The organism is Haloarchaeobius ordinarius (genome assembly GCF_051801355.1).
In the GTDB taxonomy this organism is placed as follows: domain Archaea; phylum Halobacteriota; class Halobacteria; order Halobacteriales; family Natrialbaceae; genus Haloarchaeobius.
The window spans coordinates 81,190-98,392 of record NZ_CP196560.1; the positions used below are offsets into that span (position 1 = coordinate 81,190).

At 66.3% G+C, this 17,203-nt stretch carries 17 protein-coding genes and 1 tRNA gene; 8 read left to right on the forward strand and 10 right to left on the reverse strand.

Translation table 11 applies throughout. The features are described 5' to 3' along the window. Nucleotides 1–9: 9 nt before the first annotated feature. The 4 genes from trpG to trpD are packed head-to-tail and all read right to left on the reverse strand — an operon-like array spanning nt 10 to nt 3,939. Nucleotides 10–651: an anthranilate synthase component II gene (gene trpG / locus ACSC1R_RS00520; RefSeq protein ID WP_439027117.1), complete on the reverse strand. Its 642-nt coding sequence runs from the start codon at nt 649–651 to the stop codon at nt 10–12. Next, nucleotides 648–2,291 carry an anthranilate synthase component I gene (gene trpE, locus ACSC1R_RS00525; RefSeq protein ID WP_439027118.1) on the reverse strand — a complete coding sequence of 548 codons (1,644 nt, stop codon included), beginning with the start codon at nt 2,289–2,291 and terminating at the stop codon, nt 648–650. The genes trpG and trpE overlap by 4 nt, the downstream gene beginning before the upstream one ends. Further along, on the reverse strand, nt 2,288–2,938 hold the full coding sequence (locus ACSC1R_RS00530; RefSeq protein WP_439027119.1) for a phosphoribosylanthranilate isomerase: 651 nt from the start codon (nt 2,936–2,938) through the stop codon (nt 2,288–2,290). The genes trpE and ACSC1R_RS00530 overlap by 4 nt, the downstream gene beginning before the upstream one ends. Then, on the reverse strand, nt 2,935–3,939 hold the full coding sequence (gene trpD, locus ACSC1R_RS00535; RefSeq protein ID WP_439028743.1) for an anthranilate phosphoribosyltransferase: 1,005 nt from the start codon (nt 3,937–3,939) through the stop codon (nt 2,935–2,937). The genes ACSC1R_RS00530 and trpD overlap by 4 nt, the downstream gene beginning before the upstream one ends. Before the next feature lie 253 nt (nt 3,940–4,192). On the opposite strand from trpD, the gene ACSC1R_RS00540 reads away from it, so the two are divergent. The 3 genes from ACSC1R_RS00540 to ACSC1R_RS00550 all read left to right on the forward strand — a co-directional run bounded on the left by ACSC1R_RS00540 (nt 4,193) and on the right by ACSC1R_RS00550 (nt 5,455). Beyond that, nucleotides 4,193–4,267: transfer RNA gene (locus ACSC1R_RS00540), tRNA-Val, on the forward strand. Nucleotides 4,268–4,661: 394 nt separating this feature from the next. Continuing rightward, entirely contained in the window at nt 4,662–4,871 is a 210-nt protein-coding gene (locus ACSC1R_RS00545) for a TOBE domain-containing protein (protein ID WP_439027120.1), read from the forward strand. A 149-nt stretch (nt 4,872–5,020) separates the two neighbouring features. Further along, nucleotides 5,021–5,455 carry a rhodanese-like domain-containing protein gene (locus ACSC1R_RS00550; protein ID WP_439027121.1) on the forward strand — a complete coding sequence of 145 codons (435 nt, stop codon included), beginning with the start codon at nt 5,021–5,023 and terminating at the stop codon, nt 5,453–5,455. A gap of 46 nt (nt 5,456–5,501) precedes the next feature. Here the strand turns inward: ACSC1R_RS00550 and ACSC1R_RS00555 are convergent, their stop codons facing one another. Then, nucleotides 5,502–6,026, reverse strand: a complete 525-nt coding sequence (locus ACSC1R_RS00555) for a CNNM domain-containing protein (protein ID WP_439027122.1) — start codon at nt 6,024–6,026, stop codon at nt 5,502–5,504. A gap of 266 nt (nt 6,027–6,292) precedes the next feature. On the opposite strand from ACSC1R_RS00555, the gene ACSC1R_RS00560 reads away from it, so the two are divergent. Continuing rightward, the gene (locus tag ACSC1R_RS00560) at nt 6,293–7,066 is read left to right on the forward strand and encodes a Nif3-like dinuclear metal center hexameric protein (protein WP_439027123.1); all 774 of its coding nucleotides are present in this window, start codon (nt 6,293–6,295) and stop codon (nt 7,064–7,066) included. 56 nt (nt 7,067–7,122) lie between these two features. Here the strand turns inward: ACSC1R_RS00560 and ACSC1R_RS00565 are convergent, their stop codons facing one another. Together ACSC1R_RS00565 and ACSC1R_RS00570 are read right to left on the reverse strand one after the other, a co-directional pair. Then, on the reverse strand, nt 7,123–7,425 hold the full coding sequence (locus ACSC1R_RS00565; RefSeq protein WP_439027124.1) for a hypothetical protein: 303 nt from the start codon (nt 7,423–7,425) through the stop codon (nt 7,123–7,125). Between the two features lie 77 nt (nt 7,426–7,502). Then, on the reverse strand, nt 7,503–7,733 hold the full coding sequence (locus tag ACSC1R_RS00570) for a hypothetical protein (protein ID WP_439027125.1): 231 nt from the start codon (nt 7,731–7,733) through the stop codon (nt 7,503–7,505). A 98-nt stretch (nt 7,734–7,831) separates the two neighbouring features. On the opposite strand from ACSC1R_RS00570, the gene ACSC1R_RS00575 reads away from it, so the two are divergent. The 4 genes from ACSC1R_RS00575 to ACSC1R_RS00590 all read left to right on the forward strand — a co-directional run bounded on the left by ACSC1R_RS00575 (nt 7,832) and on the right by ACSC1R_RS00590 (nt 11,308). Next, complete coding sequence (locus tag ACSC1R_RS00575; RefSeq protein ID WP_439027126.1) at nt 7,832–8,692, forward strand: mechanosensitive ion channel family protein; 861 nt, start codon at nt 7,832–7,834, stop codon at nt 8,690–8,692. Nucleotides 8,693–8,813: 121 nt separating this feature from the next. Then, complete coding sequence (locus ACSC1R_RS00580) at nt 8,814–9,992, forward strand: MFS transporter (protein WP_439028744.1); 1,179 nt, start codon at nt 8,814–8,816, stop codon at nt 9,990–9,992. An 88-nt stretch (nt 9,993–10,080) separates the two neighbouring features. Then, on the forward strand, nt 10,081–10,530 hold the full coding sequence (locus ACSC1R_RS00585; RefSeq protein WP_439027127.1) for a universal stress protein: 450 nt from the start codon (nt 10,081–10,083) through the stop codon (nt 10,528–10,530). A gap of 88 nt (nt 10,531–10,618) precedes the next feature. After that, nucleotides 10,619–11,308, forward strand: coding sequence for a metallophosphoesterase family protein (locus tag ACSC1R_RS00590; protein ID WP_439027128.1), 690 nt, complete (start codon nt 10,619–10,621; stop codon nt 11,306–11,308). 25 nt (nt 11,309–11,333) lie between these two features. Here the strand turns inward: ACSC1R_RS00590 and ACSC1R_RS00595 are convergent, their stop codons facing one another. Genes ACSC1R_RS00595 through ACSC1R_RS00605 form a run of 3 tightly spaced genes read right to left on the reverse strand, consistent with a single transcriptional unit; the run spans nt 11,334 to nt 17,100 of the window. Continuing rightward, on the reverse strand, nt 11,334–12,281 hold the full coding sequence (locus tag ACSC1R_RS00595; RefSeq protein ID WP_439027129.1) for an ArsA family ATPase: 948 nt from the start codon (nt 12,279–12,281) through the stop codon (nt 11,334–11,336). Between the two features lie 52 nt (nt 12,282–12,333). After that, nucleotides 12,334–16,329, reverse strand: coding sequence for a PAS domain S-box protein (locus ACSC1R_RS00600; protein WP_439027130.1), 3,996 nt, complete (start codon nt 16,327–16,329; stop codon nt 12,334–12,336). A 12-nt stretch (nt 16,330–16,341) separates the two neighbouring features. After that, nucleotides 16,342–17,100, reverse strand: a complete 759-nt coding sequence (locus ACSC1R_RS00605) for a response regulator (protein ID WP_439027131.1) — start codon at nt 17,098–17,100, stop codon at nt 16,342–16,344. Nucleotides 17,101–17,203: the final 103 nt, after the last annotated feature.

Consider the following 17,203-nt stretch of genomic DNA (forward strand, 5'->3'; position numbering starts at 1 on the left):
AAAACGCGGTTACAGGTTCTCGAGGAAGTTGTCGATGATATCGTGCCCACACGCCGTGAGTACCGACTCCGGGTGGAACTGCACGCACTCGATGGGGTACTCGCGGTGGCGCACACCCATGACGAGGGGTTCGGCCCCGCCGTCGGTCGCCGCGGTGTCGACGCTGGCCGCGCCGACGGCGTGGTCTGCGGTCGCGGAGACCTCGAAGCACTCTGGCACGGTCGTCGCGACCAGCGAGTGGTAGCGACCGGCCGAGAATCCCTGTTCCAGCCCTGTGAAGACGCCACGGCCGTCGTGGTCGATGGGCCACGCTTTCCCATGGACGGGTTCGGGTGCGCGACCGATGTCACCGCCGTAGGCGTACACTGCGGCTTCGAGGCCGAGGCACACGCCCAGCGTCGGAATCTCGGTACTCAGTTCGCGGAACACGTCGAGGGTGACGCCCACGTCCCGCGGGTTTTTGGGGTGGCCCGGGCCGGGCGAGACGACGATAGCGTCCGGGTCGAACGCGCGAATCTCGTCCAGACTGGCCGTGTTCCGAACGACCTTCGTCTCCGGGTCCTCGCCGCGCTCGATGAGCGACGACTCGACGTACTCGACCAGGTTGTACGTGAACGAGTCGAAGTTGTCGACGAACAGGATTCTGGTCATCGCGACACCTCCTGTGAGAGTTCGGTCGTCGCCGTCTCGACGCGGCGCAGGGCTTCGAGCACGCCGTCCATCTTCTTCTCGGTCTCTTCGTACTCGCTGGTCGGGTCGCTGTCGGCGACGATACCCGCGCCGGCGCGGACCGTCACTCTGTCTTTGCCGCCCGCGAGCGCGCCCTTCTCGACCGTCGCGGTCCGGATGACGATGGCGAAGTCGGCGTCACCGGTCCACGAGTAGTAGCCCACGCCGCCGCCGTAGAGGCCGCGGGGGTCGTCCTCCAGCGCGTCGATTATCTCCATCGCGCGAATCTTCGGCGCGCCCGTGAGCGTCCCGGCCGGGAACGCGGCGCGGGTCGCGTCGAACGCGTCGTACTCGGGTGCCATGGTCCCCGTGACCGTGGACTCGATGTGCTGGACGTGGCTGTACTTGAGGACGTTCATGAACTCCTCGACCCTGACACTGCCCGGTTCGGACACCCGGCGCACGTCGTTGCGCGCGAGGTCGACCAGCATGGTGTGTTCGGCGCGCTCTTTCTCGTCGGCGAGCATCTCGCCGGCCAGTCGGCGGTCTTCGACGGGGCTGTCCCCGCGTGGGCACGTGCCCGCGATGGGGTTCGAGACGACGCGTTGCCCACTCACCGAGACGAGCGTCTCGGGGCTCGCGCCGACGACGTGGAAATCGCCGTGCTGGAGCAGGTACATGTACGGCGAGGGGTTCACCTCGCGCAGGGCTGCGTACAGCCCCATCGGGTCGCACTCGCCGACGAGTTCGCGGGTCCGCGAGACGACGCCCTGGTAGATGTCGCCGTCGAGGACGTGCTCTTTCGTCTGGGCGACCGCGTCCTCGTAGTCCGCCTGCGAGCCAGCCGTCTCGGACTCACGGACGAACCCGCCGGGGGTGGGGTCGGCCGCATCCGAAAGCAGGTCCTCGACCCGGGCCGCTTCGCCCACGAGCACGTCGTACACCGCACCGGCGTCCTCGCCGTCGCGGACGACCGGGGTGAATACGAGCGAGAGTTCGTCGGCGTGGTGGTCGAAGACGAGCGTCTTCGTGGCCAGCACGAACTCGGCGTCGGGGAACCGCGAGTCGGGGCGGTCGACCCCGACCTCGTCGAGGAACAGGTCGTACACCGCGTCGTAGCAGAGGAAGCCGACGAGGCCGCCGTCGAGGTGCTGGCGGCCGGTCTCGGGGAACCCAACGGGGGTCGCGTCCGGCATCGCCGACCGGAGCGTGTCGAGGGTGTCGCCCTCGACGGGGTCGACCAGTCCTGCATAGCGGTCGTCGCACACGTCGACGGTCGCTCCCTCGGGGCCGACCGTGACGACCGCCGCGGGGTCGTAGCCGACGAACGAGTAGCGCGCGTGGCGGTCCGCGTCGGTCGCGGCACTGAACGCCCCGGCCGGGTCGCTGGAGGCGGTCTTCTCCGCACTTTCGAGCAGAAACGCGTGGTCGGAGTCGGTCGCGCTCGCGAGCGCCGCGTAGGCTCCCAGCGGGGTCGTCGTGTCGTCCAGGTCGAGGGTCGCCTCGACCCGGACCACTGCGGGCCGGTCGGGGGAAGCGGCGTCTGCAACTAACTGGACGAACGTCTCGCGGTCCGGCGTGAGCGTCGGTGAAGGCCCCGCCGGTTCGGCGTCGCCAGTCATGCGTGAAGCGACCTCTGGCGCTCGGTCGCGGCGACGACGAACCGCCGCATGGCGTCGTGGTCCTTGACTCCACCACTCGCTTCGACGCCGGAGGCCACGTCGACCGCGAACGGCTCGACGGTCGCGACGGCCTCGGCGACGTTCTCGGGCGTGAGTCCGCCGGCGAGGACGACCGGCACGTCGATGTCGGCCAGCACGTCGCGGGTCCGTTCCCAGTCGTGGGTCCGCCCGGTCCCGCCCGCACCGTCCTCGTCGACCGAATCGACCAGCACCGCGTCGGCCACGTCCGCGTACCGGCGTGCGACAGCCGGAGTTGCCGCGTCGACGTGCTTCAGGATGGGGACGTCGACCGACGAACGGAGGTAGGCCACGTCGCCCGGCGCGAGGTCGCTGTGGACCTGGAGCACGTCCGGTTCGACCTCGTGGACGAGTTCGATGGCTTCGTCCGGCCGGGTCGGCATCGTCACGAGCACGGTCGTCACGAACGGTGGCACGCGAGCGACGAGTTCTGCAGCACGCTTGACCGTGATTTCCCGCGGGGTGTCGACGGGCACGTCCACGACGAAGCCCAGTGCGTCCGCTCCTGCGTCGACCGCCGCGTCGACGTCTTCCTCACGGGTGAGTCCGCAGACCTTCACTCGCGTCATTTCGCGGGTACCGAGCTGAGGTCGTCCAGTTTCGCGGCGGCCGCGCCGGAGTCGATGGCCTCGCGGGCCTTTTCGACGCCTGCTTCGAGCGTGTCTGCCCCGCCAGCGATGTAGATTGCCGCGCCCGCGTTCGCGAGGATGATGTCACGCTTCGGGCCGGTGACCTCCCCGCGGAGGATACCTTTCATGTCGGCGGCGTTCTCCTCGGGGGTGCCCCCTGCCACGTCGTCGACGGGTGCGCGTTCGAGTCCGAGGTCTTCCGGCGTGAGCGTGTACTCCTCGATTTCGTCGCCGTTCACCTCTGCGACGACCGTCTCCCCGTGGATGCAGATCTCGTCCATGCCCGAGCCGTGGACGACGAGTGCTCGACTCACGTTCATGCGTGCGAGTGCGCGGGCGAGCACGGGCACGAGGTCGGGGTCGTACACCCCCACGACCTGGGCGTCGGCTCCGGCCGGGTTCGTCAGCGGGCCGAGCACGTTGAACAGCGTCCGCATGCCGAGTTCCTTGCGCGGGCCGATGACGGCCTTCATCGCGGGGTGGAACACCGTCGCGAGCATGAACCCGATGCCGTCGTCCTCGATGCGGGCCTCGACTGCGGCTGGTTCCGCGTCGACCTGCACGCCCGCGACCTCCAGCACGTCGGCACTCCCCGAAGAAGAAGAGACGGAGTAGTTGCCGTGCTTGGCGACCGCGATGCCTGCCCCAGCGGCGACCATCGCGCTCGTGGTCGAGACGTTGATGGTGTCGTAGTCGTCGCCGCCGGTCCCACACGTGTCGACCATGGGTTTCCGGTTCGGCGAGATGGTCCGCGCCGCGTCGCGCATCCCCTGTGCGAACCCGGCTATCTCGGCCTCCGTCTCGCCTTTGGCCCGGAGTGCCGCGAGCAGGGCACCGATCTGTGCCTCGGTCGCCTCTTCGAACACCAGTCGTGCCGCCTCTCTCGCCTCCGCCTGTGTGAGGTCACCGCCGTCGGTGACTCGCTCGATGTAGCCCTTCATTGTGAACACCAATGTATTGTTTCGTCTTACGATGTACAAAATCGTACATCGACTTAAGAGTGTCGTCGGCGCAGGAGCGTTTCATGCGAGAGTACCACACAGTTCTCGAGTGGTTCGTGCGACCCCGGCGCCGGCCCCGAATCGTGTCTCTGCGGCCCGTGGGTCGAATCGCCACACCGCTGTCGATTCGAAACCCTTTTTTATACCACCGGCCAACGAAGGAATGCAGGCAGACGAAGACCGGAACGCCACCGGGTTGGTGGTCTAGTCTGGTTATGACACCTCCTTGACATGGAGGAGGCCGGCAGTTCAAATCTGCCCCAACCCACTTCTTCGGAACACAACACCTTCGAGCGACGCGTGGCGAGCGAGACGGTCGTGTTCCGAGAATGAGTCGCGGGGAGATTTGAACGAGACCGAGGTTCTGCACGAAGTGCAGGTTCTCGGGCGTAGTTCACAATCTGCCCCAACCCACTAATTTTGCGCCGAACTACACCGTGAGGCGCAAATTCGTTCTGTTTGGCAGTTTGAACTCGGGAGCGAAGCGAACGTAGTGAGTGAAGTGACCAACGTTCAACATCTGCCCCAATCCACTTCTTCGGACCACGACACCGCCGAGTGATAGCCCGATTCCCTACCGAATACGCACTGTTCCGCGCTACCAGTTTCCCAGTGACACATATCAGGGGCGAGGCTATCCACGCCGGAGACCCAGCTATCGTATGGCACTCAGTGCCCGCAACCGCATCCACGGAACCGTCAAAGCAGTCGAAACCTCGGGCCTGATGGCCGAGGTCGTCGTCGAGACACCCGACGGACAGTCCATCACCGCCATCATCACCAGCAACTCGGTCGACCGGCTCGGCATCACGGCGGGTGACGAGGTCGACGCCGTGGTGAAGGCGACAGCGGTCATGATAGAGAAGGAGTAAGCGTCTGGGTCGTTCCGTCGAGCGACGGCGACCGCGCCGGTGGGCAGCGCGGGCGCACATCTGGGTCTCGCGTTCGCAGGGGCGAACCGCCGGACCGTGTCGATTATTTATAGAATACCGTTAAGATATCACTCGTCATATAGGGTTTGATGACCACAGCCTCGACGAAAGAACCGACGAGTAGCGGCATCTGGAGGGGTTACAGAGAGATGTTAGCCGAGGCAAAAGCGGATGTCTCGGTATGCTCGGTCGACGACGCACTCGACCGGTACGGGTCGACGGACACGGTGTTCGTCGACGTTCGTGGGGAGACCGAACTGTGGCGCGACGGCCAGCTGCCGGGCGCGATTCACGCCCCACGGGGGATGCTGGAGTTCCACATCGACCCGGAGAGTCCGTACTTCGTCCCCGGTTTCGGTGCGGATGCGGAGTTCATCTTCGTCTCCGGCGTCGGTATCCGCTCCGTGTTCGCAGCGCAGCGTGCAGCCGAGATGGGCGTCGGCCCCGTCGCCAGCCTGGAAGGCGGATTCAAGGCGTGGCAAGCGGCGGGCGGTCCTGTCGAGGACGTGACGCCGTCGGCGTGACGTGACGCCGCCGGCGACGGGCGACCCGTACCACTGCCGCGACACGCTAGCGTGATTTCGACCCGTCCTCGAACTGGCCTTCGAGTGCCGTCTCACCACCCAAAACCCCACTGAGCCGCCGCGTCAGCACGTCGAACAGGACCACGATGGGGAGCAGCGCCAGCTCCACGAGGTAGAGTGGACGGGCGACCGTTCTCGCCCACCGCCGCGCGTTCCCGAGGCCGTAGGACTTCGGGACGATCTCACCGAACACGAGGACGACCGAACTCGCGACGAGCGTCGCGACCGTGACCGCAGCACCGGCGGAGACCGTCTCGACCAGCACGACGGTGATGACGCTGGAGATGGCCATGTTCACGATGTTGTTCCCGACGAGGAGCGTGACGAGGAGGCGATGCGGGTCGTCGCGGAGTTCTTCGAGGCGGGCCGCACGCTGGTCGCCGGCTTCGGCATCCGTCTCGATGTCTTCGAGAGAGAGCGAGAAGATGGCCGTCTCGCTGCTCGAGAAGAAGGCGCTACAGGCGAGGAGGGCGACGACGACGGCGGCGCTCGTCCAGAGGATGGTGACCATAGTCGGAACTCACGCGGCGTCGGGAAGAAAGTCCGTATCGGTGCAAGGGCCGTGGGCAACCACGAGGCCACGGGCGAAGTCACCGTAACCACCAGCGTTGCCCGAGTTTATCAGGAAAGACGGCCCCACACCCGTCGTGTCCTGACGAACGACCGGCCGGGGACCAGCGGTTGTGCGGCACACCCCCGGTCGGCACGCGGTGTCGCCTGTTCGCCACAACAGCCCCAACCACAGGTGCTTTTCCGCCGGCAGCCGACAGCACACACATGAAGCTCACAGAGTTCTGTGCCCGACTGGACGAGGAACTGCGAACCGAGGACTGGGCGGACCTCGACGCCAGCGCCAACGGCCTGCAGGTCGGCCCCGAGGAGGCCGAGGTCGAGAGCGTCGCGTTCTGCACCGATGGCGTCGAGGAGACGTTCCAGATGGCAGCGAAGTGGGACGCCGACGCCGTGGTCGTCCACCACGGCATCTCGTGGGGCGGCATCGAGCGCGTCACCGGCCGCCACTACAGGCGGGTCGCACCGCTCGTGGAGAACGACATCGCACTCTACGTCTCACATCTGCCGCTGGATGGCCACCCCGACCTCGGCAACGCGGCCGGCGTCGCGGACCTGCTCGACCTCGCGAACCGAGCCCCATTCGGCCGCGTCGGGCCGGAACACGCCGGGCAACAGGGACGCCTCCCCGAGCCACAGCGAGCCGAGTCGGTCCGCGAGACGCTGGCGGGGATGCTCTCGACGGGTGACCAGCCGATCCAGGTGCTCGATTTCGGTCCGGCCGAACTGGAGGACGTGGCCATCGCCACTGGCGACGGCTCCGACTACATCGACGAGGCCGCGGCCAAAGACGTCGACGCCGTCGTGATGGGGGAAGCAAAGCAAAAGACGTACCACGAGGCTCGCGAGGCCGGTCTCACGGTCTTCCTCGCCGGGCACTACGCCACGGAGACGTTCGGGGTCCGTAACCTCCAGTCGTGGGTCGAGGAGTGGGACGAGGATCTGGCGACGACCTTCTTCGACGTGCCGACCGGTATCTGAGAACCCACGAGTCGCTGACCGATTGGCGACTCGGATAGCGTCGACGGAAAACCGACTCAGACCGCGTCGTCCGGGTCGTGTCGCTCTGCCATCCGTTCCGCCTCGGTCGCGTAACGCGCCCGCGTCTCGTGGTCGTCGACCGGGACGAGGTCTGCCGTCGAGACCTGGCGCGCCGCGGTCACCTCGGGGACTCGCCCGGCACCGAACCGGTTGAACGCCCACTCCTTCTGGAGGTACCGCCCGCCGTCGGGCGTCGCGTAGACGATGACGAGGATGTTCGGCGAGTCCGCCGAGTACGTTCGTTCGACCATCCACACCTGTTCCGTGTCGCTCGTCGTCGATTCTATCGCGTCAGCCATACGCGAGACTACGCGCCGGTGATTCGTCAAGCAGGATGCTGGTTCTCAGATTCGAGGAACTGTCTTCGGTCGAATCCCTACGGGGGCTCGGGCGCGTTCCGCGCGTTCTCGACCTCCTGGTCCGAGGTCGCACGGACGAGGTCTTCGGCGTTGTACTCGACGGTCTCGTCGGTCCCCAGTTCCGTGACCCGCACCGCCGACCCCTCGACGTTCCACTCGGCGCGGTAGCCACCACGCTCGACGGCGTCGAAGTCGGTCTGGGTCAGCTCGTATGCGAGGACGTCGGCCTCGGTCTCACCGAGTGTCATACGGTCGCAATCGCCCCCGACCGGCGAAGTCCTTTCGCTCTCGACGAGTCGGCGACCACCCGCGGTACTAAGAGCGTTCGCCGTGCAGTTTCGGGCCGATGCTGCAGATTCGTTCGCCGGAGGCGGTGCTGACCGAGTTCGCGACCGTCCTGCAGGACGCCGCGGTCTTCGTCGCCGTCGCGGCCGCCGTCTACCTGCCGGCGCGATACCTGATCGTCCCCGGGGCGCGCTGGCTCATGGACGCCGCGGACGTGGACGACACGCTCGAGCTCCCACTGCTCAAGGTACTCCACGCCGGCTTCGCCCTGTTTGCGGTGTTCACCGCAATCACCGTCTCGGGTATCGCGAGCTTCCTCGCCACCAAGGAGGCCATCACCGCGGGTGCGACCATCGCCATCGGCTTCGCCTCGAAGGACGTCCTCGGAAACCTCGTCAGCGGCGTCTTCATCGTCACCGACCCGACGTACAACATCGGGGACTGGATACAGTGGAAAGACAGGGAGGGCATCATCGAGGACATCAGCTTCCGGGTGACCCGCATCCACACCTTCGACAACGAACTCGTGACGGTCCCGAACTCGGAGTTGACGAAAAACACCATCACGAACCCGGTCGCCAAGGAACGCCTCCGGGTGACGTTCCCGTTCGGCGTGGGCTACGAGGACGACCTGGCACGCGCCCAGGACATCATCGTCGAGGCAGCGCTGGCCCACGACGAGATACTCGACCGCCCTGGACCGAGCGTCCGCATCCAGGAACTCGGCGACTCGGCGGTGATACTCCAGTCCCGGTTCTGGATCAGCAAGCCCGCGCGGACCGACTTCGTCCGTATCCGCTCGGAGTTCGTGGAGTCGGTGAAGACGCGGTACGACGCGGAGGGTATCTCACTCCCCGCCCCACAGCGAGAACTCTCCGGGTCCATCGAGACCGCAGAGCGCGTGTCCGTCGGAGAGTCGTGAGTACCGTTCGGATGGGTTTACGCCCGGTGCCGGCAGTGCGTCCATTCCGTCGGACTGCGGCCGGTTTATACCGGTGAGTGGCGAACGTCGGGCAGTGACGCGACTCGACCCGAAGTGGCGGATGCTCGCGCTGCTGGCGACGGCCGAACTGCTCGCGATGACGCTCTGGTTCTCCGCGTCCGCGGTCGGCCCGGAACTGGCCGACGCCTGGGACCTGTCGGGTGCACAGACCGCGTGGCTGACGAACGCGGTCCAACTCGGGTTCGTCGTCGGTGCGCTGTTCTCGGCGGTAGTGACCCTCTCGGATACGGTTCCGCCGCGGTACCTGTTCGCCGGGTCGTCCCTGGCCGGGTCGCTGGCGACCGCCGCCATCGCCGGGTTCGTCGATTCGTTCCTGCCGGCCGTCACGTTGCGCTTCCTGACCGGTGCGGCCCTGGCGGGCGTCTACCCGCCGGGGATGAAGCTCATCGCGGGCTGGTTCGACACGGGCCGTGGGTTCGCCATCGGGACGCTCGTCGGGGCGCTCTCGGTCGGGTCAGCCATGCCGCACCTCCTGCGAGCGGTGGGGGGCGTCGGCGACCCGACGAGCGTCCTCTCCGGGGCCGCTATCCTTGGGGCGTTCGGTGGGCTACTCGCGCTCGCGGCCAGGCCAGGCCCACAGCAGGCACCAGCCGCCCCGTTCGACCCCGGCGCAATCGGACGCATCCTCCGGGACCGACCCACCATGCTGGCCAACGGCGGCTACTTCGGCCACATGTGGGAGCTCTACGCGGTGTGGACGTGGATTCCGCTGTACCTCACCGCAGGGGTCGGAGGCTCGGTCGGTGCTGACGTGGTCGCACTCCTGTCGTTCGCGACTATCGCCGTCGGTGGGCTCGGGGCCGCACTGGCGGGCCGGGTGGCGGACCAGGTCGGCAGGACCACGCTCACCAGCGTCAGCATGGTCGTCAGCGGTTCCTGTTGCCTGCTCGCGGTGCCACTGTTCGACGGGCCGCCGTTGCTCCTGGTGCCGTTCCTGCTGGTCTGGGGCGTCACCATCGTGGCTGACTCGGCGCAGTTCTCGACGGCGGTGTCCGAACTCGCGGACCCGAGCTACGTCGGGAGCGCCCTGACGCTCCAGACCGCGGTCGGCTTCCTGTTGACGACGGTCTCCATCCAGCTGACGCCCGTCGTGGCCGATGCCGTCGGCTGGCGGTACGCCTTCGTCCCGCTGGCGGTCGGGCCGCTCGTGGGAACAGTCTCTATGCTCCGGCTCCGGGGGCGGCCCGAGGCGGCCGACCTGGCGGGCGGGCGAGGGTAGCGTCGGCCTCGCTAGCTGTCGAGGGGAGCGTCGGCCCTGGCGGGACGCGGGGATAGATTATTGTCTCGGCCGTCTGAACCGTCGGACGATGTCGCTGTTAGTCCCGTACGACGGTTCCGACCTCGCGACGACTGCACTGCGGCGGGCGCGGGAGTTCGCCGATTTCTCCGACGACGGCCTCGTCGTCCTCACGCTCGTCCCAGACGACCCCGAGTACGCCCGCGACCGCGGCTGGCTCGACGCCGCGGACACCTTCGACGTTGGGGTCATCGAGCGAAAGATCCGCCAGCGCGTCCACGACGTCGCCCCGAACGCCGAGTTCCGGTGCGAACTCATCGAGGACCCCTCCGACCCCGTCGCGACGCTCCCGACGGAGCTGGCCCGTCGCATCCGGCAGGTCGCCGCCGAGGAGGACGCTCGGATACTGTTCGTCGGCAGTGAGAACGCCGGGCGCGTCTCCACCCCGTTGACGAGCGTCGGGTCTCCAATCTCCGAGGACCCGCAGTACGACGTCCACATCGTCCGGCATCCCGAGTGACCGCTCCGGTGGCTGGAGCGCCCGTCTCCGAGCACCCGGAGTGAACTGGGTTCCCGCTTTTGTACCTCTCGGGTCTACTATACCGACAATGAACGCCCCGCGTTTCGGCGCTGCCGTCTCACGCCAGCACCGTCGGGTCCACCCCGCCGGTCGGGACGTGTACGTCGTCGGTGACGTCCACGGGTGTCTGGAGCCGCTGGAGCGCCTCCTCGACACGATGGAGGTCGACGAGTCCGACCTGGTTGTCTTCGTCGGTGACCTGGTCACACGCGGCCCCGACAGCGTGGGCGTCGTCGAACTCGTCCGAGATTCGGCCAACATGGTCGCCGTCCGCGGGAACAACGAACAGAAGGTCCTCGATGGGCAGGTCGACCTCCCCGAACTGACCGGACCACAGCGCCAGTGGCTGGCGTCGCTCCCCGTCGCGCTCTCGTGGGACGACGTGCTCGTCGTCCACGGCGGCATCGACCCCCGCAAACCTCTCGCATCGCACGTGCCCGAGGACCTGATGAACGTGGGGTCGCTCGCGGGGGACGGGATCGGCCGGCCGTACTGGTGGGAGTTCTACTGCGGCCCACACCGGGTCTTCTTCGGACACCGCGTGTTCGCTTCGCCCTTCGTGAGCGAGCACGCGGTGGGGCTGGACACCGGGTACGTGTACGGGAACCAGCTCTCGGCGTACGACTGTTCGGCGGACCGGGCGGTGTGCGTCGACGCATCCGAGACGTACTGCGAGCGCGACCCGGCCGACTTCATCGACCCGGCCGTGTTCGGCTGAGTCACTTCGAGAAGGTTCGGTCGATTCACTCGAACGTCGATTCGAGCCGGGCCGCGAGCGCGTCCAGTGCGTCCGTTCCCTGTGCTTCACCGTCCAGCACCGGCAACACGCAGATATCGCGGTCGGGGAAGGACTCGCGAATCTCGGCAAGACGTTCCTCGTGGAGTTTCCGTCGTGTCGTACAGCGGTGACAGTCGCAGTCGTCGGTTTCCAGCACACGGTTGACCACGACGGGGCCGACCGGCACCGCAGCCGCCTGGAGCTGGTCGACCAGCCGTTCGGTTTCGGCGATAGCCATCGCCTCCGGCACGAGCACCGGACGGAACTCGGTCCGCCCGGGGTCCCTGAGCACGGCACCGACCGCGTGGAGCCGGTCACGGAGGTCGGTCATGGCGTCGGGCTCGTCCCGGTCACGGCCGAAGAAGGCGGCTGGCCCGAACATCGCACTGCGGGCCCCGTCGACCAGCCGCCGAACCTGACCCTGGACCTCACCGGCGGCACCGAGGGTGCTCGACAGTACCTCGGGGAGGTCGAGCAGCCTGAGTGTGTGCCCGGTCGGAGCCGTGTCGAGGACCACGTAGTCCCAGTCGTCGCTCGCGGCGTAGTCGGCGATGTGTTCGAGCGCCGCGACCTCGTCAGCACCGGGGACGAGCCCGGCCGCGAACAGTTCCTCCAGTGTCTCTTCGTCGATGCGAAGCCCGGCGTCCCGGAAATCGGCGACCAGAGCTTCGACCACGCGGCGGTAGGCGTCTTGCCCGGCTTCCGGGGAGACTTCGACCCCCCAGCACCCGTCGACGAGTTCGCGTTCCTCCCCACCGACCGTCGTGTCGAAGGCATCACCCAGCGAGTGCGCCGGGTCGGTCGAGACCACCAGCACCTCGTGGCCACGGCCCGCCAGCGCGAGGCCGGTCGCCGCAGCACACGTGGTCTTCCCGACACCACCTTTGCCGCCGTAACAGACGAATCGCGTCACGTTGGGGTGCTACGGCCGCCGCGGCGAAAAAGCAGTGGCCTGCCCGGCCCGGTCACTCCCCGCGTTCTGCGCCACTCTCGGCGAGTTCCGATTCGGCCACACCGGCTGTCGGTTGCGCACGGACCTCGAATCGGGCACCACCGGACTCGCTTTCGGTGGCTTCGATCTGCCACTTGTGGGCCTCGACGATGTCTCGCACGATAGAGAGACCGAAGCCGGTCCCCTCGGTCGAGGTGGTGTAGCCGTGGTCGAACACCCGCTCGCGCTGGTTCGAGGGGATACCCGGACCGTCGTCTTCGACGTAGAACCCCTGTCCTGCGTCGAGGGGGCCGACGCGAACCGAGAGTCGTCCCTCGGTTGCCCACTGAGTCTCTCCACCCTCCGGTTGGTTCGAGCCGTCGATTCGTCCACCGTTTCCGATTCCCTGTGGGGCCGTCTCGACGGTGTCTGGACACGGGACGAGCCCGTGTTCTATCGAGTTCCGGAAGAGGTTCTCGAACACCTGCAGGAGTCGCGGCTCGTCGGCTGCGATGGTGTCGAGGTCCGGGTCGACGGTGAGCGTGGCGTTCTGTGTGTCGACGTTCGCCCACGCCTGTCTGGCGACCGTGGCGACGTCGACCAGACTCGTCTCGCCGACCACCTTCCCCTGTCGAGTCAACAGCAGCAGGTCGTCGATGAGTTCGTTCATACGGGCCGTCGCGCGCTCGATGGCGTCGAGTCGGTCGAGGTTCTCGTCCTGCCGTGCGAGTTCGAGCGTCACCGAGATGATGTCCAGTGGGTTCCGGAGGTCGTGGCTGACGATGCTCGCGAAGTCCTCGAGACGGGCGTTCTCGCGTTCGAGCTGTCGCTCGTACTCCGCGCGTTCGAGTTCGAACCGAATCCACTGTGCCATCAGGGTGAGGAACGAACGCTCGGCGTCGCTCGGTGGCGCCCGTGACTCACAGTCGACGAAGCAAAGCGTCCCGTACACCTCCCCGTGGGCCATCACGGGGGCACCGACGAACGTCTGGAACGGCCCGTCGTCCTCGGCGTCGAGGTGGAGATACGTCGGGTCCACGGACTCGATGGTCTTCGCACAGAACGTGCCCGAGAGCGGCGTTACCATGCCCTCGATGACGTGTTCGTGCTCGTCGCTGACCGCGATTACCTCTCGCAGGTCGGACTGCGTCTGGACCCTGGTGAGGTGGCCGTGTTCCATCTCGAGTCGCTCACAGCCGATGGCGAGGATTCTCGGCAGCTTCTCTTCGAAGGTCAGGTCGACACGGGAAGCCACGTCGGCCAGTCGCCGCAGCGTCTGCTCGCCCGCACGGACCTCCTGTTCCATCTCGTGGCGTTCTGTCACGTCGGTGATGAAACCCTCCAGTGCGTCCAGACGGTGACCGTCGAAGACACCTTGCCCTTGCTCCCACGCCCACCGGATGTCTCCATCCCTGGTGACGATTCGGTAGTTGAGTTTGTACCGTTCCCGTTCCCGAAGTGCCGTCTGTACGGCCTCCCAGACCTGCTCGCGGTCGTCCGGGTGGATGATGTCTTCTCCCCAGGTCACCGCCCCCGACTCGATAGTCTCGCGGTCGTAGCCCGTGAGTTCCAGACAGCCCTCGCTGACGAACTCCGTCGGCCACACCGGTTCGTTCGCACAGCGGTACGCCATCCCCGGCAGGTTCGACAGGAGCGTCGAGAACTTGCGGCGACTCTCACGGAGTTCCCGCTCGATGCGGACGCGGTCGGTGATGTCGCGTGCCTCCGGGATGAGCAGGACGACCTCGCCCGCCTCGTCCGTGACGGGCTTGATAGAGAAGTCGGTGACTGCGACGTCTTCGGGACCGTGGACGTCCATCTCGCAGCGGACGAACTCCCCCGCCGCGGCCTGCTCGACCAGCCGGCGGAGCGTCCGCTGTGTCTCCTCGTCGTCGGCGAACCACCCGGTCTCCCACATCGGCTTCCCGACGACGTCCGACCGGTCGAGACCACCGAACTCGAGAGCGGTCTCGTTGGCTTCGAGCATGGTTCCATCGGGGTCGAGCAGTCCAGTGAACTGGTAGGTCTGGTTGAACACCGCCTCGTACCGTCGCTGGCGCTCACGGCGCTCGGAGACGTCGCGGACGATACCGACCGTTCCTCTGAGTTCGCCGTGAGGGCCGAGCGGGAGGATCGTGAGGTTGAGCTCGCAGGGGACCGTGTGTCCATCGCGATGGTTGATGCCGATGTCGTAGCGCTTGACGCGCTCGTCGCCGACGGTCAGCAGTTCGTGGATTCCCCGCTCACACCGTTCGATGTCCGCGTCGCTCATCACGAGCGAGACGTGTTCGCCGACCAGTTCATCGCAGCTGTACCCGCTTATCTCCTCGGCGGCCTGGTTGCAGTCGGTGATGCGGCCCTCCAGGTCGAGCTTGTACACCCCATCACCCATCGCCTCGAAGATGCGCTGGTAGCGTTCGAGTTCTTGCTGGCGCACCTCGTGTTCGGTCACGTCGATGAGCGACCCCATCACCGCCGGGCGACCGCCGTATTCGATGTAGTTGCCGTGGACCTCGACGAGGATAGTCTCGCCGTCCTTGCGGACGCACTCGAAGCGGTACTGCACGTCTTCCAGTTTCTCTTCGACGCGGCGACGAAGCTGGTCTTCGACCTCGTCACGGAACTCCTCGGCGACGAGGTCGAGTGCCTCGGTCCCGACGAGTTCCTCCGGGTCGTACCCGAATATCTCGGCGAATCGGGGATTGACGTACCCGAACCTGCCGTCCTGGATGATGTAGATGCCGACGAGGTTCTGCTCGACGAGTTGCCTGTAGCGTCGTTGCACACGGGTGAGTTCTTCTTCGCTCTGTCGCTCCCGTGACCGGTCCCGGGTCAGCGCTTCGAAGCCGGTCTGTCCCTCACTGGTCCGGAGTTTGCTGATGACGACGTTCGCCCAGAAGCGAGAGCCGTCACGGCGCACGCGCCACCCCTCGTCCTCGGACCGCCCCTCGCGTTCTGCCGTCGCCAGGAGGCGATCGGGCACCCCGTTCTGAACGTCCTCCTCGGTGTAGAGCAACGAGATGTGGGTCCCGATAGCCTCCTCGTTCGAGAAGCCGGTGATGCGGGCCGCCGTCTCGTTCCACGAAGTGATGTAGCCCTCCGGGTCGAGCTCACAGATGGCGTAGTCCTCGACGTTCGTGACGAGCAACTGGTAGCGCTCTTCTGCCTCCTCGAGCTCCTGTTCACGACGCCGGAGTTCGTGCTCCCGGAGCTTCCGTTCGGAGATGTCCCGCAGCAACACGAGGACGCGCTCTGTCCCGCCGAGACGCGTCGGATTGAACTGCATCTCGGTCCAGACGAGGTCGCCGTCGCCGTCGACCACCTGCCACTCGACCTTCTGAGTCCCCGCCTCGACGGTGCGTCTGAGCCACTCCGAGAGCGTCTGTTCCGTGTCTGGTTCGTAGTCGGGACTGACGTCGCCGAGTGGCCGTCCGACGAGTTCGTGAGCGTCCCGTTCGAGCAACTCACACGCACCGGGATTGGCGTCGAGGATGATGCCGGTCGTCGGGTCGACGATGAGGATACCCTCGGCGGTCGCCTTGAATATCTCCTTGTAGTTCGTCTCGGCACGGGCCTTCGAGACAGCCTCCCGTATCATGTTCGCGAGGACGGTGAACTGGCCCGTCCCGCCCTCCTTCCGGATGTAGCCGTTCGCGCCCGCCGACACCGCCTTCCCCGCGACCTCCTCGGACCCTTTGCCGGTGAACAGGATGAACGGGAGCGAGTCGTGCTCCTCGCGCAGGGCTTCGAGGAAGGTGATGCCATCCATGCCCGGCATCTCGTAGTCACTGACGATGCAGTCGATACTACCGTCGAGCCACGCGAGTGCAGCCTTCGCGTCGGTTTCGGTGACGACCGTCATGTCGTCGTCTATCTTCGTCAGGAACGCAGCCGTCGCCTCGACCAGGTCCGGGTCGTCGTCGACGTGGAGGACGCGTATCTGACTGGACTCCGATAGCGAGGTCGTCATGACACTCTCCAGTCCGCTCTCGGCCCTGTGGTGCTCGTAGTCGTAGTCCCTGTCGCTCATCGACGGGAAAGGTCAGGACTGCTTGCCAACGGCGTTGCGGATGGAGTCCACGAGCCGGTCGTACCCTTCGGGGCTCGTCTCCTTCTGGAGATAGTCGCTCACGCCGATAGCGACCGCCTCGCCGGCGGTATTCTCGCTCCCTTTGTTGGTGAACATGATGAACGAGACCTCGGGATACTCGTCCCGAACCGCATCGAGGAACTCCAGCCCGTCGATGGCTGGCATCTTGTAGTCACTGACGATACAGTCGACCGGTTCGTTCTTCAACACGGTGAACGCGTCCGGCGCGCTCGTCGCCGTCATGATGTCCAGGTCGTCGTGCTCCCGTTCGAGCAGGTCCGCGACCGCGCTGACGAAGTCGGGCGCGTCGTCGACGAGGAGTACCCTGATGTCTTCCGATTCGTCCGCCACCGCCTGTTCGCCTGTGTCTTCGTTCATTTCTGCTTTCACGTCTCGCTGTACCGCGAGGTCGAGCCAGTCGCCGATGTCGTCGGGACTCGCGAGTAGTTCTACCTTCTGTTCGTCCTGTTCGACCGCGACGAGGCCCAGTGATTCGAGCATCGGCAGGTGTTCCTCGACCAGTGCCGTTCGGACGTCGGCCGCGTCGTCGTCTTTCTCTGCTGCGACCACGGTCAGCTCGTCGAAGGTCGCGAGTCCGTTCTGCCGGAGATGGAACAGCACCTTCCGTCGATGATGGTCTGAGAGTGCCTCGAATAGGTCGTCGCTCGGAATGTGTGCTGCGTCACCGGTCCTGTCTGTCTGTTCGGTCATGTTCAAGCTGCACCGGAATGACGTGTCGGTCCTGGTCACCGGCACTTGCCCACAGTTCAGCGACCCGTCTCTCGTGCAGAGATATGTCCTCCCAACCCCATTC